The sequence below is a fragment of the Paractinoplanes aksuensis genome (assembly GCF_024137025.1).
Lineage (GTDB): Bacteria > Actinomycetota > Actinomycetes > Mycobacteriales > Micromonosporaceae > Actinoplanes > Actinoplanes aksuensis.
The window spans coordinates 89,856-110,188 of the sequence record NZ_JAMYJR010000012.1; the positions used below are offsets into that span (position 1 = coordinate 89,856).

A 20,333-nucleotide genomic window follows, 5' to 3' on the forward strand; every position below is an offset into this window, starting at 1 on the left:
GCGGTGGAGGTCAGCTCAGGGGCTTGATGTCGGTGCTCGCGGCACCGACCTCGTCGCGCTCACGAACGACCGGGGCCTCGGCGGCGGGGGCCGGCGTGGGCTTGATGCCGTGGGCGCGGGTGCCGGGCTGCTGGTGCACGATGACGCCACCCGGGCGGCGCTCGCCCGTGCGCTTCTGGCTGCGCATGCGGCCGTACTCGCTGAAGATCGTGCGCAGCACGCGGAAACCGTCCCGGAACGTGTTCAGGTTGGTCTCGCCGTGGATGCGGCGGTGCTCGATGCTGCCGACCTCGCCGACCTTCATCCCGTCGACCGCGGCCCGGATGTTGATCATTGTCTCGATCTCGAAGCCGTCGCCCCAGTGCTTGGTGCCGTCGGTCTTCTTGGGCAGCTTGGTGTCGGGCAGGTCCAGGACCGGCACGACGGTGGCCCAGAAGGCGTTGTAGCCGTAGCAGAGGTCGGTGAACTTCGTCCCGAACAGGACGTTGACCACCAGGTTGAGCCCGTCGTTGCCGAGCTTGCGCAGCTTGGTGATGTCGTGGCTGTGGCCGCCGTGGTTGAACCGGCTGCCCTTCACGAAGTCGGCGCCGTCGGTCAGCTTCTTGACGAACAGCGGGATCTCGGCCGGGTCGGTCGAGCCGTCGGCGTCGATCATCACGATGATGTCGCCCGTGCAGGCGGCGAAGCCGCAGGCCAGGGCGTTGCCCTTGCCGGTGCGGGTCTGCTGCACGACGACCACGTCGGGGCGCAGCTCGCGGGCGACCTCGACGGTCCGGTCCTTCGACCCGCCGTCGACCAGAACCACCTCGTCGATGTTCGCCGGCAGCTTGGCGAACACGTGCGGAAGGTTGCGCTCCTCGTTGAGGGTCGGAATGACCACGCTTACGGTCGGTGACGTTCCTCCGTCACCCCACGTGTTCGCGCTGGGCGTCGAAAACTCCATGTCGTTACCTTCCCGGGGGGCGGCATTGCGGTTCGATCGGCAAATCTGACGGTAAGAAGCGTAGGGCTTTCGCTTCTGTGGACCAACGTAGCAAGTGGCTACCAAGCGTCAACTGACCGAAAAGACAACCTACCGGGGACCGGGTGGATCATTCACGCCAACCGGATGACCGCGATGTATTCACACGGACAACTGCCGACGATTTTCGTCACATTGATACCCGTGGTATCGGACAAATGCGGTTGAGAATGGTGTGTAGCTCCGGAAACCGGCAAATAACTCATAGGCTGGTCAAGGCCCCTGGAATAGGGCAGGTCCAAAATGCCGGATTACTCGCAGTGAATTGGGTCACCGCATACGGACATCACGCAGCGTAGGGAATCGGTTGCAGGTTGGTTGCCGGTCCATCGATGAGTCGGAAAGCGCCGGCCGGGGTATGTATTCACGCAGGTCACCCAGTCGATGCGCCCCCGTAGCCTCCGGGCCGCCTTACCGTTGGTGAGACGATGAACGCTGATGAAGCCCTGTGTGTCTGCGGGCATGATCCCCACGCCCACCAGCACTACCGGCGAGGAACGGAATGCTCCCTGTGCGGGCCCGGCCGGTGCCCGCGCTACCGGCGTGCGACCTGGTGGCGACGTCTTCTAAATGCCTACTGAATCTGTAGGCTGACTTCCATGGCGCTCCCCGACTTCCTGATCGCCGGCGTCCCCAAGGCGGGCACGACCGCCCTGCACGCGGCGCTGGCCGGTCATCCCCAGCTGTTCCTGCCCGCGGTCAAGGAACCCAAGTTCTTCCTCTCCGACGGTCCGCCCCCGGCCCACGGCGGCCCGGGCGACGTGCAGACCTACCAGGAGCACGTGTGGCGCCAGGCCGACTACGAGGCGCTGTTCGACCCGGCCCCGCACGGCACCCTGCTGGGCGAGGCGACCCCGTTCTACCTGCACGATCTCGACTCGCACGAGCGGATCAAGTCGCTCACCCCGTCGGCCCGGCTGATCGTGCTGCTGCGCGACCCGGTCGACCGCGCCCACTCCAACTGGACCCACCTGTGGAACGCCGGCCTCGAGCCGGAGGCCGACTTTCTGACCGCCTGCCGGGCCGAGCCCGCGCGCATCGCGGCCGGGTGGGCGCCGTTCTGGCACTACGTCGGGCTCGGGCGTTACGGCGAGCAGCTGCGCCACCTGTACGAACATCTGCCGCGTGAGCAGGTGCTGCTGCTGCGGTACAAGGAGCTCAAGGACGCGCCGGCCGCGACCCTGGACCGGGTGTGCGAGTTCCTCGGCGTACACACGGGGGTGCTCACGGCCGTGCCGCGCGAGAACGTGAACCGGCACGTGGTCGAGGACAACGGCCTCAACCAGGTTCTGCGCTTTCTGCTCCGCGGCGGGGGTACCTTCGGGCACCGGTTCCCGGTTCCGCTGCGGCTGGCCGCCCGCGGGCCGCTGCTGACCCTGCTGCACCGCAAGCAGGGCACCCGCCCGGTCACCACACCCGAGGAGCGCGCGGCCCTGCTGCCGCACTTCGCCGACGACATCGCCCTGTTGACCGAGGTCACGGGCGAGTCGTACGACGACTGGCTGGCGGTCGACCGACACGCCGCTCCGCGCTAATCCCCACTTTCCCCATAGATGTTGCACACTTGGGCGTCTACCCTTCGTCGCGTCACCGCCGACTACGCCAAGGAGCCGCCTTGTCCACGGGAATCACGACCCTGCCCTTGCCACGCTGGGAAGAGTCCGCCGTCGTGGTCGAGCCGCCCGGTGACGAACCGGGGGCCTGGTCGGGCGCGCCCAGCTCGATCGTCGCGGACGGTCACATCTACCTGGCGTACCGGGTGCGGCTGCCGATCGGCGAGGGCCGCGGCATCGCCAACGTCGTGGCCCGCTCGGCCGACGGCTTGGCCTTCGAGACCGTGGCCGAGGTGACCAAGGACCAGTTCGGCGCCGAATCGCTGGAGCGCCCGGCCCTGGTGCGGACGGACGACGGCCGGTGGCGCCTCTACGTGAGCGCGGCGACCCCCGGCACCAAGCACTGGCGGGTCGAGCTGCTCGAGGCCGACACCCCCGAGGGCCTGGCCACGGCCACCCCGCGGGTCGTGCTGGCCGGCGACGACACGGTGGGCGTCAAGGACCCGGTGCTGCACCACGACGCGCACGGGTGGCACCTGTGGGCCTCGGTGCACCCCCTGGAGAGCTGGGACGACGCCGACCGCATGACCACCGAGTACGCGACCAGCCGCGACGGCGTGCACTGGACGTGGCGCGGCACGGCCCTGGCCGGCCGGGCCGGGGAGTGGGACGCGCGGGGCGTGCGGGTCTCGTCGGTCCAGGTCGAGGGCGACGAGATCACGGTCGCCTACGACGGCCGGGCCACGGCCGGCGAGAACTGGGAGGAACGCACCGGCGTGGCCCGCGGCAAGCGCCTGGCCGACGGCAGTTTCGGCGAGCTCACGGCCGAGCCCGGGGAACCGCTGGGCAGTCCGCACGCCCCGAACGGCCTGCGTTACCTGTCGCTCGTCGCGCTGCCCGACGGCCGCCGGCGCGTCTACTACGAGGCCACCCGGCACGACGGAGCCCATGACCTGCGTACGGAACTGCTCTGACCTCGTGGTGAGCGTTATCACGATGTCCGGGCTCCGTGCCCGCCCGTCGATCCGGGTGCACTAGCGTTCCCGACTGACGCGATGTGCGAGCGGTAAACGGCCGCACTGTCGGTGGCGGGGTTTCTCTCACAAGGAGGGACTCCGCCATTCTCTTTTTCCAGCCCTTGGTCCAAGCCTTCTCCGCTGCTCCCGATGTGCAACCGACGTTCTGCTGCAGCCCCGCCCGGCAGCGCCGATGGTGGCTGCGTTCGAGCAGGGCAACCACGGGTCAAGGGGAGAGATCAATGGTCGGTGCAGCAGCGGTGTCAGTTGTTCCCACGTTCGTCGAGCCGGAGCTCGGCCACCCCGCGCCCGTCGCGGACTGGTGCGCCGACCTGGCCGAGCCGACCATCCTGGTCGCCGACGACGACGAGGCGATCCGCGACCTGGTCACCCACAAGCTGGTGGCCGCCGGCTACCGCGTCGTGACGGCCGACAACGGCGCTTCGGCGCTGCGCATGGTCGTCACCGAGCAGCCCGACATGCTCATCCTGGACGTGTCGATGCCCGGCCTGGACGGCCTCAGCGTCTGCTACGAATTGCACTCGTCGGCCGAGACCGCCCAGATCCCGGTGCTGATGATGAGCGGCCACGGCCGCAAGGTCGACATCGACCTGGGCATGACCGTCGGCGCCGACGACTACCTGGTCAAGCCGTTCAACCCGGCCGAACTGGTCCGCCGGGTCCGCTGGCTGCTCCTGGCCAACGAGGACCTGCCGGGAGCGCTCTGAGAAAAGAGCGCAAGGCCTTCCCGTACGGGGTGACGGTGGTCAGATCGGCGAACTCGACCGCACTGTGCTGCCCGTCCCCACCCGGCCCGAAGATGACGGCGTCCACCCCCACCGCGGTGTAGTGGCGCCCGTCCGCGGCACCGTGCTTGGCCAGCAGATTCCCGGCGAAACCGGCCTGCTGGGCCGCGGCCCGCAGCAGCCCGACCTCGACACTCCCGGGGTCGGCATGGTGGGGGCTGCCGAGAGCCTCCACGGTGGCGGTCAGTCCGGTGATACCGCCCAGGTGGGCGGCGATCTCTTCCGGCGTACGCCCAGAGAAGTCGGCATCCTCGGCCGGGAACCGGATGTCGAGCCAGGCCGACGCCTCGGCCGGCACCTGGTTGACGGCCCGGTTGGCCGTGTCGAAGCGGGCCACGTTGACGGTGGTCCGCCAGACGTCACTGTCGGGCACGGGATGGACCCGCAACAGCCGTTCGACGCCGGCCGCCACCTTGAGCAGGGCGTTGTCACCGAGCCAGGGATAGGCGGCGTGAGCGGCCCGGCCGGTGGCGGTGAGGCGCACATGGGCCAGGCCGCGAGACTCGGTGACGATCTGCAGCCCGCTCTGCTCCCCGATCACGACGAACCCGCCCCGGACCCCCGAGGCGACCTGATGGGCGGTGCCGTCGGCGCCGCCCACCTCCTCGTCGGTGACCAGCTGCAAAGCGATGGGCAGCTCATGACCGAGCTCGCGGAACACGTCGGCCATGACCAGGGCGGCGACCTTCATGTCGTGTGCGCCGCGCCCGTAGAGCCGGTCCCCGTCGATGCGCGGCACGAACTGCTCGTCATCGGCTGGGACAACGTCGAGGTGAGCGTTGAGGATGACCCGGAAGTCGGTCGTGGCGCCGGCGTGGATCAAGGCGCTGGGCTTGCCGTTCGACTCGAACCGTTCGACGGCGAAGCCGGGCCCGACGAAGGCCAGGACCAGGTCGAGCGCGCGCTGCAGATCTTGCGGGCGATCCGCTGTGGACGGGATGGCGATCAGCTCGCAGGCCTGGTCAAGTAGGTGATCCACCCTTGTTGCCCTCCTAGCCCGTCGGGTGCTCCCACGCTACGGCTCGTCGGCTCTCGCGCAGACCGGCCCAGGTCGTGGTCGGCGCCCCCGACCGGCCACCTGGTCACCGTCGGTGAAGAGCCCGAACCGCGGCCGGCCGAGAGGCGCCGGCGCACCGCCCCCTGCTTGCCGCGAACCGTCCAGGCTGTATCATCGCTCGCGACCGAATTGGGGGAGGTCGAACTCCGGCGTACGGGCCGGAAATTCTCGCGCGTTTCCCGCGCGTAATCTGCTCGCAACAATCGGTGAGTTCCTCATGCGACGGAAACGCCCGCCGTTTGTACACAGTCGACTCTCGCCGCGCGCGTGTGACTCATTCCGCGATCTTTTGCCGCGTCACACAAAAGACTATTCGCGCGCCACTCCGGTCCTCGAGCAAATCCTGATGACGCTGCGTGGTCGGCGAACACGCAGCGTAGATCCATCTCACTCTTCGCCGTTGCTGCTCGGATCGCCCCGGCTACCCTCCGTCGGCGAGTTTCGCCGTGAAGGAGCATCAAGGCCCGGCGCGACCCGTCGCCGACCGGGCGCGAAGTCGGCCGGGCGGTGATGATCGGTGTTGTGGCGCGGCTGGTGGACCGGCCGGGGTCAGGGGGTTCGGCTGTGGAGGGAGAGCTGGTTCGGATGGAGTTGCGGGCGGCCGAGCCGGAAGACGCGCCGGCTGTAGCGGCTGTTTGGGCTGCGGGTTGGCGGGATGGACATGTGGGGCACGTGCCGGAGGCTCTGGTTCGGGCTCGTACGGAAAGGTCGTTCGGGGTTCGGGCCGGGGAGCGGGTGGCGGATACGACTGTCGCCGTCGTGGATGGGGTTGTGGCCGGCTTCGTGATGGTGGTGGCGGAGGAAGTCGAACAGGTTTATGTCGGTACTTCCTTTCGGGGGAGCGGGGTCGCCGGAGTGCTGCTGGCTGAGGCGGAACGGCTGGTGGCCGCGGGTGGGCATGACAGCGCCTGGCTGGCGGTCGTGCCGGGGAACGCGCGGGCCCGTCGGTTCTACGAGCGGTCGGGCTGGGTCGACGCGGGGGCGTTCGACTACGAGGCGGCGCACGAGGACGGGGCGGTTGTCGTGCCGTGCCGGCGGTACACGAAGCGGGTTGCCGGGTGAGGCGCACATGAGGTCAGGCTGAGTAGTCGCTGCCGAACAGGTGCCGGCCGGGGTGTTCGCGGTAGAGCAGGCAGTGGTTGTCGTCCTGGTGGCCGGCGGTGCGGACGGTGGTGCAGTTGGCGATGGCGTTGATCTCGGACGCGGACAGCGACCACTGCACCCACCAGCCGATGCCCGCGGCGTGCTGGCCCAGGCCGGCGTGGAAGCCGGGGTGCGGGTGTTCGAGCTCGCAGTGCAGCACCCGGTCCAGGCCGTGCGCGGGGCGGGGGAGCCGGCTGAGCCAGCCCACCTGCTGGTGGTCGAGCTCGATGCGGGACGGGCAGCGGTGGGCGTCGACCACGGCCAGGGCCGTGACGAAGTTGCCGGCGCCCTTGCGGGACGAGATGAGGCCCTCGGTGCGCAGCACGCGCAGGGCCGACTGGACGGTGGTGCGGGCGACGTGGTGCGCGCCGGCCAGCGTGTGCTCGGACGGCAGCTTGGCGCCGACGGCCAGGCTGCCGGTGAAGATCTGGTGGCGGAGTTCGGCGGCGATCTGCTGATAGGGCGACAGGGTCGCGGTGTCGGGGGACATGTAGGCACTCTGCGTGACGGATCTGGGGGGAACAAGTGCGCAGCTGCGTGGATCACGAAACCTGGTCGAATGGCGCACGAGTCGGTCCGGAAAACGCTGTACGGTGCACCGATGTGCTGAGTGGATGCTCGGTCGTCGATGAATGATCGACGCGGGCCGCTTCATCACGGTGACCCAGAGTCACGCTGATGGCGCGTTGCCGCCCCGGCCTTCGAGCAGCGGGGTGGCCCGGTTCCAGCGCGGGCCCGAACCGTCCTTGCGGCGGCGGGCCATCCCGGAGAGCGCCTCGAGCACGACCCGGTTGCCGAGCATCGCGGTGATCTCGGCGTGGTCGAACGGCGGCGACACCTCGACGATGTCCATGCCGACCACGGGCAGCTCGTGGCAGATGCGCGAGACGCTGTCGAGCAGCTGGCGCGCGGTGAACCCGCCCGGCTCGGGGGTGCCGGTGCCGGGGGCGTGACCGGGGTCGCAGACGTCGATGTCGACCGACAGGAAGACGCCGTCGCAGCCGTCCAGGGCGATCTCGAAGGCCTGGTCGAGCACGGCGTCGAGGCCGCGGTCGACGATCTCGCTCATGTGGAACGAGTTCATGCCCTGGTCGGCCATCCAGTCCAGGGTCTCGGGGCCGGGCCAGTAGCCGCGCAGGCCGAGCTGCAGGAACCGGTCGCCGCGGACCGCGCCCGACTCGATGAGCCGGCGCATCGGCTGGCCGTGGCCGTAGAGCGAGCCGAACTCGATGTCGCCGGTGTCGGCGTGCGCGTCGAAGTGGATGACCGAGATGTTGCCGGCGCCGTGGTGGCGGGCCACGCCGGCCACGTCGGGCCAGGTGATCGTGTGGTCGCCGCCCAGGATGACCGGGATCGCCCCGTTCTCGGCGACGAACGCGACCGCGTCCTCGATCGTGTCGCAGCTGCGCTGGATCTCGCCGCTGAACACCTCGAGGTCGCCCGCGTCCTTGACGGTCAGGTCGCCGCTGAGAGCGTCCACGCGCATCGCCATGTGCGGGCGGGAGGCGTCGTGGGGCAGGTAGTCCGTACCCCGGATGACCTGGGGCCCGAACCGGGCGCCGGGGCGGTGCGAGGTGCCGCCGTCGAACGGCGCGCCGAGGATGACGACGTCGGCGTCGGCGTACGTGGGCGGGTCTTGCCAGTCGCAGGCGGGCACACCCAGGAACGTGTAATCGGGGCCGAACATCGGGCCGTAGCGCGTCACGCTCGGGACTGTATCTCCCGTTGCGGCGTTTCTGCGTCCTGACCGGCGGGTACCGCGATCCGAGGATTACGAGGAGGCGGTACATGCGGACGCTCGGCGGGCGCTACGAGCTCGTGCGGCGCATCGGCGTCGGCGGCATGTCCGAGGTGTGGCGCGGGCACGACCGGATTCTCGACCGGCCGGTCGCGGTCAAGATCATGGCGCCGGCCGTGTCGGGCACGCTGGGCGAGGTGGCCGGGGTCGATCTCGTACGGTCGGAGGCCCGCTCGGCGGCCCGGCTGGCCCACCCGAACGTGGCCGGCGTGCACGATTTCGGCACGTCCCGGCCCGATCCGGGCGCCCACGAGGTGCCGTACATCGTGATGGAGCTCGTCGAGGGCCAGACGCTGAGCGCGCATCTGGCCGCGGGCCCGCTCGACTGGCGCATCGGGGTGCGGATCTGCGCCGAGGTGGCGGCCGGGCTGGCCGCGGCCCACGCCCACGCGGTCGTGCACCGCGACGTCAAACCGGCCAACGTGATGCTCACCCCGAGCGGGGCCAAGGTGCTCGACTTCGGCATCGCGTCGTCGCCCGGCGTCCCCGACCCCGACCCGGCCATGCCCGTGATGGGCACACCGGCGTACGTGGCTCCGGAGCTCTTCGAGAATGAGCCGCCCACCCCCGCCAGCGACATGTTCGCCCTGGGCACGCTGCTGCACCAGTGCATCACCGGCCGGCTGCCGTGGCGTGCCGATTCACCCACCGAACTGGTGCACGCCCAGCGCTACCTCGACCCCGACCCCCTGCCCGAACTCGACGGCCTGCCGCCGGAGGTGGAGGACCTGGTGTCCCGCTGCCTCAACCGCGACCCGCAGGAACGCCCGACCGCGATGGTGGCCGCCCTGCTGCTGGCCGAGGCCGTGGACGCCCGCGTCTTCGTCCCCATGGGCGAGATCGACACCACCCCGCCCCGCCCGTCCATCTCACCCTGGGACGAGCAAGCCGCCGAGGAAGCCACCGCAGCCGTGGCCGTCGACGCCGCCGCTGGCCGTCACCGCGCCGACTGATGGTCAGACCTGGGCGAGATCGATCGCGATGGGGAACGGCACCGTCATTTTCACGGTGCCGGTGAAGATGTCGCTGTCGCGGTAGCGTCCGGCCGCCGGGTCGAGGACGTACGTGTAGACGAGGGGCACGCCGGTGGCCGCCTGCTCGACGCGCCAATAGAACTGGATGCCTGCCCTCGCGTACTGCTCGGCCTTGACGATACGGTCGGTGGTCTCCGACCCGGGCGAGACCACCTCGACCACCAGGAGCACATGCTCAGGGCGGGTCGGAGTGATGTCGATGGTCTCTGCCCGGTAGACCGTCACGTCCGGCCGCCGGTTGTTCAACGGCACGTCGTGCAACCGGACATCGAAATCGATGTCGGCGTTCCACTCCGGCCCGGCAGCAGAGTCCAGAGCGTTTGCCAGCAGCCGGGCCAGGCGGTTGTGGCGCTTGGACGCGCTCGGACGCACGAGAACCATCCCGTCCACGATCTCGATGCCTGCACACTGCTCCTCGGTCCACGACGCGTACTGCTCGGCCGTGACCTGCTCATGCATCCAGGCCGGCGCGACCATCTCGACCGTCATGCACACACCTCCTGGACATCTGTTCTGCTGCCGGACTCAAGATACCGTGGTCAGCCGCCGCGGGGGACGACGACCAGGGGGCGGCAGGCGCGGCGGACCAGGCGGGTGGAGACGCCGCCGAGCAGGACGCGGCGGGCCGGGCCGTATCCGCGGGAGCCGCAGAAGAGCACGTCGACCTCGGTCAGGTCGGCCAGGGCGTCGACCACGTCGCCCGCGATGACGGCCCATTCCACGGTGACGCCGGCTACCGACTCGGCCGCCTTGCGCAGCGAGGCCTCGTACGTCTCGCGGGCCGTGTCGAGGAAGGCCCGTTCGACGTCGTCGCCGATCAGGAAGGGCAGGCTGGCGTCGCCCTCGGCCACCACCGTGTAGAGGCGCAGCTGGTCGCCGGTGCGGCGGGCCACGGCGGCCGCGGCGTTCAGGGCGGCCCGGCCGTCCGGCGTGTCCACGTAGGCCACGCCGATGACGCGCCGCTCGCCCGGTGGGGCGGGCAGGCCGGCCGGGGCGATGGCGACCGGGCAGACGCTGCCGGCCAGCAGGCGTTCGGCCGTGCTGCCGGCCAGCAGCCTCTCCTTGGGGGCCTGCCGGCCCGAGCCGATGACGATCATCGCGGCGCCGGTCTGTTCGGCCAGGTCGTGCAGTCCGTGCGAGGCCGACGAGGACGCCACCATCCGGTAGTCGATCTCGCCGGTCGCGTCTTCGAGGTCCTTGCGGGCGCCGTCGAGGACGCGCTGGGCGGCGCGGTGCCGGTCGGCCACCCACTCGGCGTCGACCCGGCCCGAGCCGAGCGCGGCCGGCGCCGGGTGCACGACGGCCACGATCAGCGGGGCGTCCGAGGTCTCGGCGAACCAGCGGCTCAGGGCCACGGCGTCGGGCGAGGTGGGGCCGCCGTCGACGCCGACGATCACGGGGCCGGTCATGACGGCTCACCGTCCTGGGGGCGGTCCGGGTCGTGCTCGCGGGCCCAGTTCGGGGTCGAGGACGGCTCGCGGCGCAGGCGGGAGTTCTTGTAGCCGTACAGCCAGTAGATGAGCACGCCGATCGCCAGCCAGACGACGAATCGCACCCACGTGTCCCAGGGCAGGTCGGTCATCAGGTAGACGGCGAACCCGATGCCGAGCAGCGGCAGCACCGGCGACCAGGGCACGCGGTAGGGGCGGGGCATGTCCGGCCGGGTGCGCCGGAGCACGATCACGCCGATGTTGACCAGCACGAACGCGAACAGCGTGCCGATGTTGACCAGCTTGACGATCTCGCTCAGCGGCACCAGCGCGGCCAGGACCGAGATCAGCACGCCCAGCACGAGCGTCAGGCGGGCCGGGGTGCCGTAGCGCTGGTTGACCTTGGCCAGACGCTGGGGGAGCAGGCCGTCGCGGCACATGGCGAAGAAGATGCGGGTCTGGCCGTACATGATGACCAGCACGACGCTGGTGATCGCGACGACGGCGCCGAGGGCGAGGACCGCGGCCGCCCAGCTGATGCCGGCGCCCTGGTCGAGCGCGGCTGCCAGCGGCGCGTCACTGCCCTCGAGCTGCTCGGGCGAGGCGATGCCGATGGCGCCGGTCGCCGTGGCCACGTAGAAGAGCGTGCAGATGACCAGCGAGCCGATGATGGCCAGCGGCAGGTCCTTGGCCGGGTTCCGGGCCTCTTCGCTGCCGGTCGAGACCGCGTCGAAGCCGATGTAGGCGAAGAAGATCACCGCCGCCGCCGCGGTCACCCCGTCCACTCCCTCGGGCGCGAACGACTGGAAGTTGCCGGTGCCGAAGTTGGCGAAGGCCACGACGATGAAGAACAGCAGCACGACGAGCTTGATGACGACCATGACCAGGTTGACCCGGGCGCTCTCGGTGACGCCCCGGATCAGCAGGAACGTGATGGCCAGGACCACGACCACGGCCGGCAGGTTGAAGATTCCGCCGTCCTCGGGCGACTTGGCGATGGCGTCGGGCAGGGCGAACCCGAACGCGGCGTCGAGGAACGCGTTGAGGTTGCCGCCCCAGCCGACCGCGATGGCCGCGACCGAGACCCCGTACTCCAGGATCAGGTCCCAGCCGATGATCCAGGCCACCAGTTCGCCCAGGGTGGCGTACGTGTAGGTGTAGGCGCTGCCGGAGACCGGGATGGACGAGGCCAGCTCCGCGTAGGACAGCGCCGAGAACGTGCAGGCGACCGCGGCCAGCACGAAGGACAGGATGACCGCGGGCCCGGCGATGCCGGCCCCCTCGCCGATCACCACGAAGATGCCGGTGCCGATGATCGCGCCGACACCCATGGCGGTCAGCTGTGTCGCGCCGACCGCTTTCTTGAGGCCGTGCCCCTCTTCCGCTGTCTCGGTGATGAGGGACCGGACGTCGCGCACCGCGAAGATGCCCGGCCGTCCCGAAGTCGTGGCCATGTCACCCCTCCCGTCATCGGCTCTCGCCTATGTGACTTTGGGCATACGCATGGTCACCGCGCAAGCGCTGGGCGTTGTTTTTTGCCCGCACCGGCTGTCCGACGGGACCGCGGAAACACGCGCCAGCCTGCGAGTAGGGCGAAATGCGGGGTACGGTGGCGACGAACGGGGCCGATGGTACGGAGGTTCGGTGATGGGCGAGGCGGTGATGACGACGCGGCGCCAGGCGGACGGCGCGCTCGTCGTCGACGTGCGGGGCAGCCTCGACGCGGCCACCGTGGGCGCCCTGCGCGAGACGCTGATCGGCACCGTGCAGCGCGAGCGCCCGGTGACCCTGATCGTCGACCTCACATACGTCACGTTCATGGATTCGCAGGGCATCGGCACCCTGGTCAGCGGCTACAACGTGGCCCGCGAGGTGGGCACCCGGTTCGTGCTGCGCAACCCGAGCGAGTTCGTGCACCGGCAACTGCGGGTGACCGGGCTGACCGAGATGTTCGGCCTGCCGCCCGAGCCGTCGCCGACGCAGACCTACACCCCCTGAATCCCACCCTCCACAAGCCGCGCGCCCGGGGCGTACGGCCTTTAGAGTGCGTTCATGGAACGGGTCTCTCTGCGGCGTGACCCCGACTGGTGGAGTCTGCCCGCGGCCACCGGCACGTGGTGGTCGCTCGACCTGCCGTCCAAGCAGCTGCGGACCGTTCTGACCGCCCGCGTCTGGTCGCCCGCCGGCCCGTCCGAGCGCGTGCTGGTCGCCCACGACGGGCCCGACTACGACCAGCACGCCGACCTCGGCCGCTTCGTCGCCGCGTCGATCACCGCCGGGCGCATCGAGTCGTGCCACGTCGTGCTGCTGCCCGCAGGGCCCCGCTTCGATTGGTATGCGGCCCTTCCGGCGTACGCCCGGGGGCTGGGACAAGAGATCCTGCCGCGACTCACCGACCGCCTTTCGCCGGGCCGGCCCGTGGTCGGCGTCGGTGCGAGCCTCGGGGCTCTCGCGTTGCTGCACTGCCAGCGCCGTCACCCCGAGCCGTTCGCCGGCCTGTTCCTGCAGTCCAGCAGCTTCTTCCAGCCGCGCTTCGACCGGCAGGAATCGGGGTTCGGGCGCTATCTGCCGATCGTCCGATGGACCGGGCGGGTGCTGCGGGCCTCGACCGGGCCCGGGGTGCCGGTGACGATGACTTGCGGCAGGCTCGAGGAGAACCTGGCGAATAACCGGAGCATGGCCGAGGCGCTGCGCGGGCAGGGCTACCCGGTCTCGTTCGCCCAGATCGAGGGCGGTCACGACTGGCCGGCGTGGCGTGACGCCTTCGATCCCCACCTGGCTTCGCTGCTTCGCAAAGTTTGGCCCTAGGGAGGCAACCGTGGCGGACGTCGAACACACCATCGGACTCTTGCTGGGAATGGAAGACGACTGGCCGCGGGCCTACGAGTCGCTGCTGCGGCGGCTCGGGGTGGTCAGCGGGCCCGACGGCAAGTCGCACCGTACGTCGTCCGTGCGGGTCACCATCGAGCCGTTCAACCTGCGCTACAAGCCGCGGCACGACCTGGTCATCGACCGGCTCGCGTACTGGTACTACCACCCCCGCGAGTGGCTCAAGAAGATCGCGCTGATGGACGACGTGTACCTGCTGAACAGCCCTTTCACGTTCCAGTCGATGGAGAAGCACGCGGCCTACTGCGCGATGATGCGGCTCGGGCTCAAGGTCCCCGAGACGGTTCTGGTGCCGTACAAGAACCCCCTCGACAACAGCCGGTACGCGTACACGGCGGCCCGCTACAACCAGTCCTTCGACCTGGACGCGACCGCTGAGCAGGTCGGTTATCCGATGTACATGAAGCCGTACGACGGCGGCGCCTGGGTCGGCGTGTCGAAGATCCGCAACCCCGATGAACTGCACACCGCGTACGACGCCTCGGGCGAACGACTGATGCACCTGCAAGCCTCGGTCGAGGGGTACGACGTGTTCGCGCGCTCGCTGTCCATCGGCCCCGAGACGATGGTGATGAAGTTCCGCCCCGAGCAGCCCATGCACAACCGCTACGAGGTGCAGCACGGCTTCCTCACGGCGAGCCAGGGCGACGAGGTGGTGACCATCTCGCGGCTGGTCAACGCGTTCTTCCGGTGGGAGTTCAACTCGTGCGAGTCGCTCGTGCGCGGCGACGACGTCCACCCGATCGACTACGCCAACGCGTGCCCCGACGTGGCCATCACCTCGCTGCACTACTACTTCCCGTGGGCGATGGCCGCGCTGCTGCGCTGGACGGTCTACTGCGTGGTGACCGGCCGGAAGCCGCGGCTCGACACCGATACGTCGGTCTACTTCGCGATCGGTGACGACCCTTCCCTTTCGTACGCCGAGAAGCTGGCCGCCTACCGCCGTCTCGCCGATGACTACTTCGAGGCGGACAAGTACGCCGACTTCTGCGCGCGCTACCTCGGCAACGTCGACGAGATCGTCTACGAGTGGGTGAGCTCCGACGAGTACCAGTCGCTGCTGCGCGAGACGGTGCGCGCCACCTACCCCGTGCACGAGCACGAGAAGTTCCTGGCCCACTTCGGCGGCCTGACCGACGCTTGGATCCGCGACAACGCCCCATCCGACCACCCCGACCGCCGCCCCTGAACCCGACTGAAGGCTGGGCTTTCCGATTTTGTCGGACCCCGGGGCTAGGGTCGTCCCGTGCACATCAGGATCGAAGGGCGCGACCTGCCGGCCCAGCGGGGCGGGGCGCAGGCCGATGCCCTGCGCCTGGCCAACGTGCACGTGGGGGTGCAGCGGCAGCGGGTGGTGGTCGAGCTCGTGCCGGCCTGGGAGTCGTCGGCCGTCTGGGAATTCGAGATCACCTCGCGCGAGGTCGACGAGTTGCTCGACGTCGGCGGGCCCTGGGTGCACGGGCGGCCAGGGGCCCGATTCTTGTACCTGAGCTGGGGCAACGTCGGCGACTTCGGGTTCGACATGTTCCGCCGGGCCAAGCTGATGTTCGGTGACGTGCCGACCGCCGCGCTGCGGGCCGCGCACGACGGCAGTGGGGTGCTCACCGCGTCGCTCGGGCTCACCGACGAGCTCGGCGGGCCGGTCTGTGCCCGGGTGCGGCCGCCCGCCGTCGAGTGGTCGGTGCGATGACTGATCTGGTCGCGATCGGGCCGCGCGTGCTCCACGGGTTCGTGGGGCGCGACGGCTCGATCAACCTGTGGGGCGAGGCCGTCCGTCAGGGGCTTCCGGTCGCCGTTCCGGCCGCGGCCCTGCCCGCGGGTGAGGCGCGGCCACCGGCCACGCTGGTGTTGCCGTCGACCAGCGCCGGGCCGCTGCCGTCACCCCAGCTCGGGCTGCCGCCGCGCCGCGGCACGCCGCGACTGCGGGCGTGGCCGGTGCCGGCCGTCGTCGTGCCGTTCGTCGACGACGAGGTGGTCGACGAGTTCGACGGCCGGGCCGGGGCCTCGGTCACGTGGCTGATCGAGCTGTGCGACTTCGCGGCCGACCTCGTGCGGCGGGGCCGGGTGCTGCCCGCCGTCCATCCGCACGGCCCGGTCGCCCGGTGGCGGCCCGTGCTCACCGGTTTCGACGCCATCCACCGCAACGACCTGCTGCGGCGGCTGCCCGCGGCGGCCCGGGCCGAACGCGCCCGCCCCGGCGCCGTGGCCGGCCTGCCCGCCGAGGACGCGCTGGCCGCGGCCCTCGACCGGCTGGTCGACGGCCTGGTCCGCACCCGGCTGGCCGAGTCCGGGGTGCGGCTGGGCGACGGCTGGCTGGCCGCGCTCACCGGCGAACCGGCCTTCCGGGCCGCGCCGGCCCTGGTCGACGAGCTGAGCGAGCGGCTCGACGCCTGGCACACCGACGCCGTGACCGGCGCTGCCGTGCGGCTCTGCTTCCGGCTCAGCCACCTCGACGAGTCCGGGTCCGGCGCGCTCGACCCGCGCCCGGCCTCGGCCTCGGTCCCGGCCCGCGACTCGTGGCTGCTCGAGTTCCTGCTGCAGGCGGTCGACGAGCCGAGCGCGCTGGTGACCGCGGCCGACGTCTGGCGTGACCGGTACGCGCCGTTGCGCCGCTGGACCAGTCACCCGCAGGAACGTCTGCTCGGCGGGCTGGGCCGGGCGGCCCGGCTCTACCCCGACCTCGAGGCCGCGCTGCGCGAGCCGCGCCCGGTCGAGGTGGTGCTCGACACCGAGGGGGCGCACCGGTTCCTCACCCACGCGGCCGCGCTCGAGGCGGCCGGGAACGGCGTGCTGTTGCCGGCCTGGTGGCGCGACCGGCCCAGCCTCGGGCTCGGCCTGAACGTGCGGCCGCGCGACGCGGTCCCGGCCGTGCTGCGCGACCAGGCGGCCGACCTCGCCCATATGATCGATTACGACTGGCACCTGGCGCTGGGCGGCCAGATGCTCACCACCGACGAGCTCACCGACCTGGCCCAGGCCAAGGTTCCCCTCGTACGGCTGCGGGGTCGCTGGGTCTATCTCGATGCCCAGCGGCTCGATGCCGGGCTGCGCTTCCTCGCGCGCGGCGGCGGCAGCATGACGGCCGGGCGCGCGCTGCAGACGATCAAGTTGCTGCCGCCGGAAGAGCTGCCGCTGCCGGTGACGGCCAGCAGCGGCGAGGGGTGGGTGGCCGACCTGCTCGCGGGCGATCTGGAGCAGCGGCTCGAACTGCTCGATCCACCGCCCGATTTGCAGGGCACGCTGCGGCCGTACCAACGCCGGGGTTTTTCGTGGTTGGCCTTTCTCGACTCGCTCGGGCTGGGCGCGTGCCTCGCCGACGACATGGGCCTGGGCAAGACGATCCAGCTGCTGGCGCTGCTGCTGCACAAGCGGGACGGGCCGGCGTTGCTCATCTGCCCGCTGTCGGTGCTCGGCAACTGGCAGCGCGAGACCGCCCGGTTCGCGCCCTCGCTGCGCGTGGCGGTGCTGCACGGCGACGAACGCGTCGTCCCGCGCGATGCCGACCTCGTGCTGACCACCTATGCCACCGCCGTGCGCGACGCCGATGAACTGGCCGCGGTCGAATGGGACAGGGTCGTGCTCGACGAGGCCCAGCACGTCAAGAACAGCGCCGGCACGGCCGCGCGGGCCATCCGGCGGTTCCCGTCCCGCATGCGCATCGCGCTGACCGGCACACCGGTCGAGAACAGGCTGGCCGAGCTGTGGTCGATCCTCGACTACCTGAACCCGGACGTGCTGGCCTCGGCCCACACGTTCCGGGCCCGCTTCGCCGTGCCGATCGAACGCTTCGGCGACGAGGACGCGGCCGCGCGGCTGCGCCAGGCCACCCGGCCCTTCATGCTACGGCGCACCAAATCCGACCCGATCCTCATCGACGACCTGCCCGACAAGCGCCACGTGCGGCACCTGTGCGGGCTGACCGGCGAACAGAGCACGCTCTACCGGGCCGTCCTCGACGAGATGACGACCAAGCTCGACGAGAGCACCGAGCGCTGGAACAAGGGCATCGTGCTGGCCGCCATGACCAAGCTCAAACAGGCCTGCGTCCACCCGGCGCTGCTGCTGGGCGACGGCTCCCCGCTGCCCGGCCGCTCGGGCAAGCTGGAACGCCTCGAAGAGATCCTGGACGGGGCGCTGGCCCGGGGCGAGAGCGCGCTGTGCTTCACGCAGTTCGCCCGCTTCGGGGCGATGCTGACGCCGCACCTGGCCGCCCGGTTCGGGGTGCCGGTGCGCTACCTGCACGGCGGCACGTCCCGCAAGGAGAGGGACGCCATGGTGGCCGCGTTCCAGGCCGACGAGCGGCCCGGCATCTTCGTGCTCTCGCTCAAGGCCGGCGGCACCGGGCTCAACCTGACCGCGGCCAACCACGTGGTGCACGTCGACCGCTGGTGGAACCCGGCCACCGAGGAACAGGCCACCGACCGCGCCTTCCGCATCGGCCAGCAGCGCGACGTGCAGGTGCACACGCTGGTCTGCCTGGGCACGCTCGAGGAAAGGATCGACCGCCTGCTGGCCGACAAGGGCGTGCTGGCCGCCCGCGTCGTCGGCAACGGCGAGGGGTGGCTGACCGCCCTGTCCACGACCGAGATCCGCGACCTGCTGACCCTCGCCCCGGAGGCCATCGTTGACTGACGCCGCCCTCCGAATTGCTCGCCCCGCTGCCCCACTCGCCGTCGACGTTCCTGCTGGGGCGGCCCTGCCGCTGTCGGCGTTTCCGTCGGGCCGACCATTCGCAAGGCGGCGTTTCCGCGTTCCTACTGGGGCGGCCCTGCCGCTGCCGGCGTTTCCGCCGGGCCGACCATTCGCAAGGCGGCGTTTCCGCCGGGGCGACCTTTCCGCTGCCGGCGTTCCCGGCGGGCCGATCGGAGCTCGCCGCCTGCTTCCTCGGCCTGTGGCCCCTTTCCTCTCGCGGGTGGGGGTTCGTGGTGAGTGACGATCGGCTGGCGGTCGCGTTCCTCGGGACGTTCGAGTCGTTGCGGATGGGGCCGACGTTCGCGCGGGGGCGGCGGGACGAGCGGTCGGGGCACGTGCGCAGCCTGACCATCTCGAGCAGCCTGGTGGTCGCGCAGGTGCGCGGGCCCGAGGACCCGCGGGCGTTCCGGGCGCGGATCGCGGTGCGGGCGTTCGGGGCGTCCGAGTGGGCGGCGCTGGAAGAGGCGATGGCGAGCGAGGCGCGATTTGCGGCCTCGCTGCTGGGCGGACGAATGCCGGACGGGATCGCCGACGTGTTCGCCGCGGCCGGGCTCAGCCTGGTGCCGTTGTCGCTCGACGAAGTGGCGATGGACTGCTCGTGCGAGCGCTGGCCGATGCCGTGCGTGCATCTCGCGGCTACCTGTTACGCGGTGGCCCGCAGTTTCCAGGAGGACCCGTTCGGCGCTTTCACGTGGCGGGGGCGCGGGCGGGACGAGTTGCTGGTCCATTTGCGCGAACTCCGCAGCGCTCACGCGGTCGCTGCCTCCTCTTCGGGGAGCGGAGCGGCGGGCGGTCATGGCGCGGGCTCCTCGGTGGGCGGTTACGGCGCGGGCTCGTCGGCGGGCGCGCGGACCGATGAGCCTGCGGGGTCGGGCGAGGACCTCGGCGAGGTGGACCACTTCTGGGGGAGCGCGGGGCCGGCGGCGGTGCCGGTCGGTGGACGACCGGGGGCGGTGAGCCGGCCGGACGCCCTGCTCGACCAGCTTGATCCACCGCCGTTGGCCGAGGCCGGGCGGCCGATCGTCGAGGTGCTGCGGCCCGCTTATCGGGCCCTGCCGGACGAATAGGCCGGGCGCCTGACTGGTTGGATTAATCCCTTAGTAGGGCTTTCGTCCCTGATGAAGTAAGTGCTGTGGAAATACACGGTTACGTGCTGCGTAGGTGATCTTCTTCTCGCGACGTGATGTCTTGGCGAGAAAAAGGTGTGAAATGAACCGTGTTACCCGGGTGCTCTCCGTCACCGGTCTTGGTGTCATCGCAGGGGTCACCATCGGTGCGGGTCCGGCGCCGGCGGCGACCGGGACGGACGCGAGCGTCTCCAAGACGGCATCGGCCTCGCAGGGTGCCGACCGTGAACGGGTCGTCCGCTACTTCCGCAACTACCGCGACTGCGTCATCGCCGGCCGCATCGGCGAGCGCCTCGGCCGCTGGGACGACTTCGACTGCGAGCGCGCGGGCCGGCGCACCTTCGCCCTCGAGGTCAGTTGGGACCGCGACCGGTTCGGTCACGGCCATCGCCCCCACGGCGACCGCTTCCCGTCCCGCGACCGCGACAACAACGACCGCGATGGTCGGGGCGGCAACAACGGCGACCGCGATGGTCGGGGTAACGGGCAGGGCGGCGGCCGCGACAACGGCGACCGCGATGGTCGGGGCGGCAACAACGGCGACCGCGATGGTCGGGGTAACGGGCAGGGCGGCAGCCGCGGCGACAACGGCAGCGGTTCGGGGTCGGGCGCCGGCAGTGGTTCTGGTTCGGGCACTGGCACTGGCTCGGGATCTGGCACTGGCAGTGGCTCAGGCGCTGGTTCTGGCTCGGGTGCTGGCAGTGGGTCGGGTGCTGGTTCTGGCTCGGGTGCTGGCAGTGGGTCGGGTGCTGGTTCCGGCTCGG

Annotated in this window: 18 protein-coding genes; 11 read left to right on the top strand and 7 right to left on the bottom strand. The window is 70.7% G+C overall.

All coding sequences use genetic code 11. The features are described from left to right. Nucleotides 1–10 precede the first annotated feature (10 nt). Entirely contained in the window at nucleotides 11–943 is a 933-nt protein-coding gene (locus M1L60_RS12455) for a glycosyltransferase family 2 protein (RefSeq protein ID WP_253237536.1), read from the bottom strand. Nucleotides 944–1,620: 677 nt separating this feature from the next. Here M1L60_RS12455 and M1L60_RS12460 point away from each other — a divergent pair. The 3 genes from M1L60_RS12460 (at nucleotide 1,621) to M1L60_RS12470 (ending at nucleotide 4,318) form a co-directional block, all read left to right on the top strand. Beyond that, complete coding sequence (locus M1L60_RS12460; protein ID WP_253237537.1) at nucleotides 1,621–2,556, top strand: sulfotransferase family protein; 936 nt, start codon at nucleotides 1,621–1,623, stop codon at nucleotides 2,554–2,556. 80 nt (nucleotides 2,557–2,636) lie between these two features. Then, nucleotides 2,637–3,548: a glycoside hydrolase family protein gene (locus tag M1L60_RS12465; protein WP_253237538.1), complete on the top strand. Its 912-nt coding sequence runs from the start codon at nucleotides 2,637–2,639 to the stop codon at nucleotides 3,546–3,548. A gap of 302 nt (nucleotides 3,549–3,850) precedes the next feature. Continuing rightward, nucleotides 3,851–4,318 (top strand): response regulator transcription factor, encoded by a 468-nt coding sequence (locus M1L60_RS12470; protein WP_253237539.1) that lies wholly within the window; start codon nucleotides 3,851–3,853, stop codon nucleotides 4,316–4,318. Here M1L60_RS12470 and M1L60_RS12475 read toward each other — a convergent pair. Next, nucleotides 4,245–5,375, bottom strand: a complete 1,131-nt coding sequence (locus M1L60_RS12475; RefSeq protein ID WP_253237540.1) for a M20 family metallopeptidase — start codon at nucleotides 5,373–5,375, stop codon at nucleotides 4,245–4,247. The two genes, M1L60_RS12470 and M1L60_RS12475, sit on opposite strands and share 74 nt — an antisense overlap. A gap of 663 nt (nucleotides 5,376–6,038) precedes the next feature. Between M1L60_RS12475 and M1L60_RS47555 the strand changes: the two genes are divergently transcribed. After that, on the top strand, nucleotides 6,039–6,515 hold the full coding sequence (locus M1L60_RS47555; RefSeq protein WP_274622877.1) for a GNAT family N-acetyltransferase: 477 nt from the start codon (nucleotides 6,039–6,041) through the stop codon (nucleotides 6,513–6,515). Between the two features lie 13 nt (nucleotides 6,516–6,528). Here the strand turns inward: M1L60_RS47555 and M1L60_RS12485 are convergent, their stop codons facing one another. Then, complete coding sequence (locus tag M1L60_RS12485; RefSeq protein WP_253237542.1) at nucleotides 6,529–7,086, bottom strand: winged helix-turn-helix domain-containing protein; 558 nt, start codon at nucleotides 7,084–7,086, stop codon at nucleotides 6,529–6,531. 180 nt (nucleotides 7,087–7,266) lie between these two features. Next, entirely contained in the window at nucleotides 7,267–8,301 is a 1,035-nt protein-coding gene (gene speB / locus M1L60_RS12490) for an agmatinase (RefSeq protein ID WP_253237543.1), read from the bottom strand. An 83-nt stretch (nucleotides 8,302–8,384) separates the two neighbouring features. On the opposite strand from speB, the gene M1L60_RS12495 reads away from it, so the two are divergent. Continuing rightward, complete coding sequence (locus tag M1L60_RS12495; protein WP_253237544.1) at nucleotides 8,385–9,347, top strand: serine/threonine-protein kinase; 963 nt, start codon at nucleotides 8,385–8,387, stop codon at nucleotides 9,345–9,347. 3 nt (nucleotides 9,348–9,350) lie between these two features. Here the strand turns inward: M1L60_RS12495 and M1L60_RS12500 are convergent, their stop codons facing one another. Genes M1L60_RS12500 through M1L60_RS12510 form a run of 3 tightly spaced genes read right to left on the bottom strand, consistent with a single transcriptional unit; the run spans nucleotide 9,351 to nucleotide 12,312 of the window. After that, nucleotides 9,351–9,917 (bottom strand): Uma2 family endonuclease, encoded by a 567-nt coding sequence (locus M1L60_RS12500; protein ID WP_253237545.1) that lies wholly within the window; start codon nucleotides 9,915–9,917, stop codon nucleotides 9,351–9,353. 50 nt (nucleotides 9,918–9,967) lie between these two features. Beyond that, nucleotides 9,968–10,837, bottom strand: a complete 870-nt coding sequence (locus M1L60_RS12505) for a universal stress protein (protein ID WP_253237546.1) — start codon at nucleotides 10,835–10,837, stop codon at nucleotides 9,968–9,970. Further along, nucleotides 10,834–12,312: an amino acid permease gene (locus tag M1L60_RS12510; protein ID WP_253237547.1), complete on the bottom strand. Its 1,479-nt coding sequence runs from the start codon at nucleotides 12,310–12,312 to the stop codon at nucleotides 10,834–10,836. Before M1L60_RS12510 ends, M1L60_RS12505 begins: the two co-directional genes overlap by 4 nt. A 193-nt stretch (nucleotides 12,313–12,505) precedes the next feature. On the opposite strand from M1L60_RS12510, the gene M1L60_RS12515 reads away from it, so the two are divergent. The 6 genes from M1L60_RS12515 to M1L60_RS12540 all read left to right on the top strand — a co-directional run bounded on the left by M1L60_RS12515 (nucleotide 12,506) and on the right by M1L60_RS12540 (nucleotide 19,509). Further along, complete coding sequence (locus tag M1L60_RS12515; protein ID WP_221381009.1) at nucleotides 12,506–12,856, top strand: STAS domain-containing protein; 351 nt, start codon at nucleotides 12,506–12,508, stop codon at nucleotides 12,854–12,856. Nucleotides 12,857–12,910: 54 nt separating this feature from the next. After that, a complete protein-coding gene (locus M1L60_RS12520) occupies nucleotides 12,911–13,666 on the top strand; it encodes an alpha/beta hydrolase (protein ID WP_253237548.1) in 756 nt (251 codons plus the stop codon). A 10-nt stretch (nucleotides 13,667–13,676) separates the two neighbouring features. Next, nucleotides 13,677–14,939 carry an ATP-grasp domain-containing protein gene (locus M1L60_RS12525; protein ID WP_253237549.1) on the top strand — a complete coding sequence of 421 codons (1,263 nt, stop codon included), beginning with the start codon at nucleotides 13,677–13,679 and terminating at the stop codon, nucleotides 14,937–14,939. Nucleotides 14,940–14,996: 57 nt separating this feature from the next. Continuing rightward, nucleotides 14,997–15,440 carry a DUF5990 family protein gene (locus tag M1L60_RS12530; protein WP_253237550.1) on the top strand — a complete coding sequence of 148 codons (444 nt, stop codon included), beginning with the start codon at nucleotides 14,997–14,999 and terminating at the stop codon, nucleotides 15,438–15,440. Then, nucleotides 15,437–18,382: a DEAD/DEAH box helicase gene (locus M1L60_RS12535; RefSeq protein ID WP_253237551.1), complete on the top strand. Its 2,946-nt coding sequence runs from the start codon at nucleotides 15,437–15,439 to the stop codon at nucleotides 18,380–18,382. The genes M1L60_RS12530 and M1L60_RS12535 overlap by 4 nt, the downstream gene beginning before the upstream one ends. A 293-nt stretch (nucleotides 18,383–18,675) precedes the next feature. After that, entirely contained in the window at nucleotides 18,676–19,509 is an 834-nt protein-coding gene (locus M1L60_RS12540; RefSeq protein ID WP_253237552.1) for an SWIM zinc finger family protein, read from the top strand. Nucleotides 19,510–20,333 lie beyond the last annotated feature (824 nt).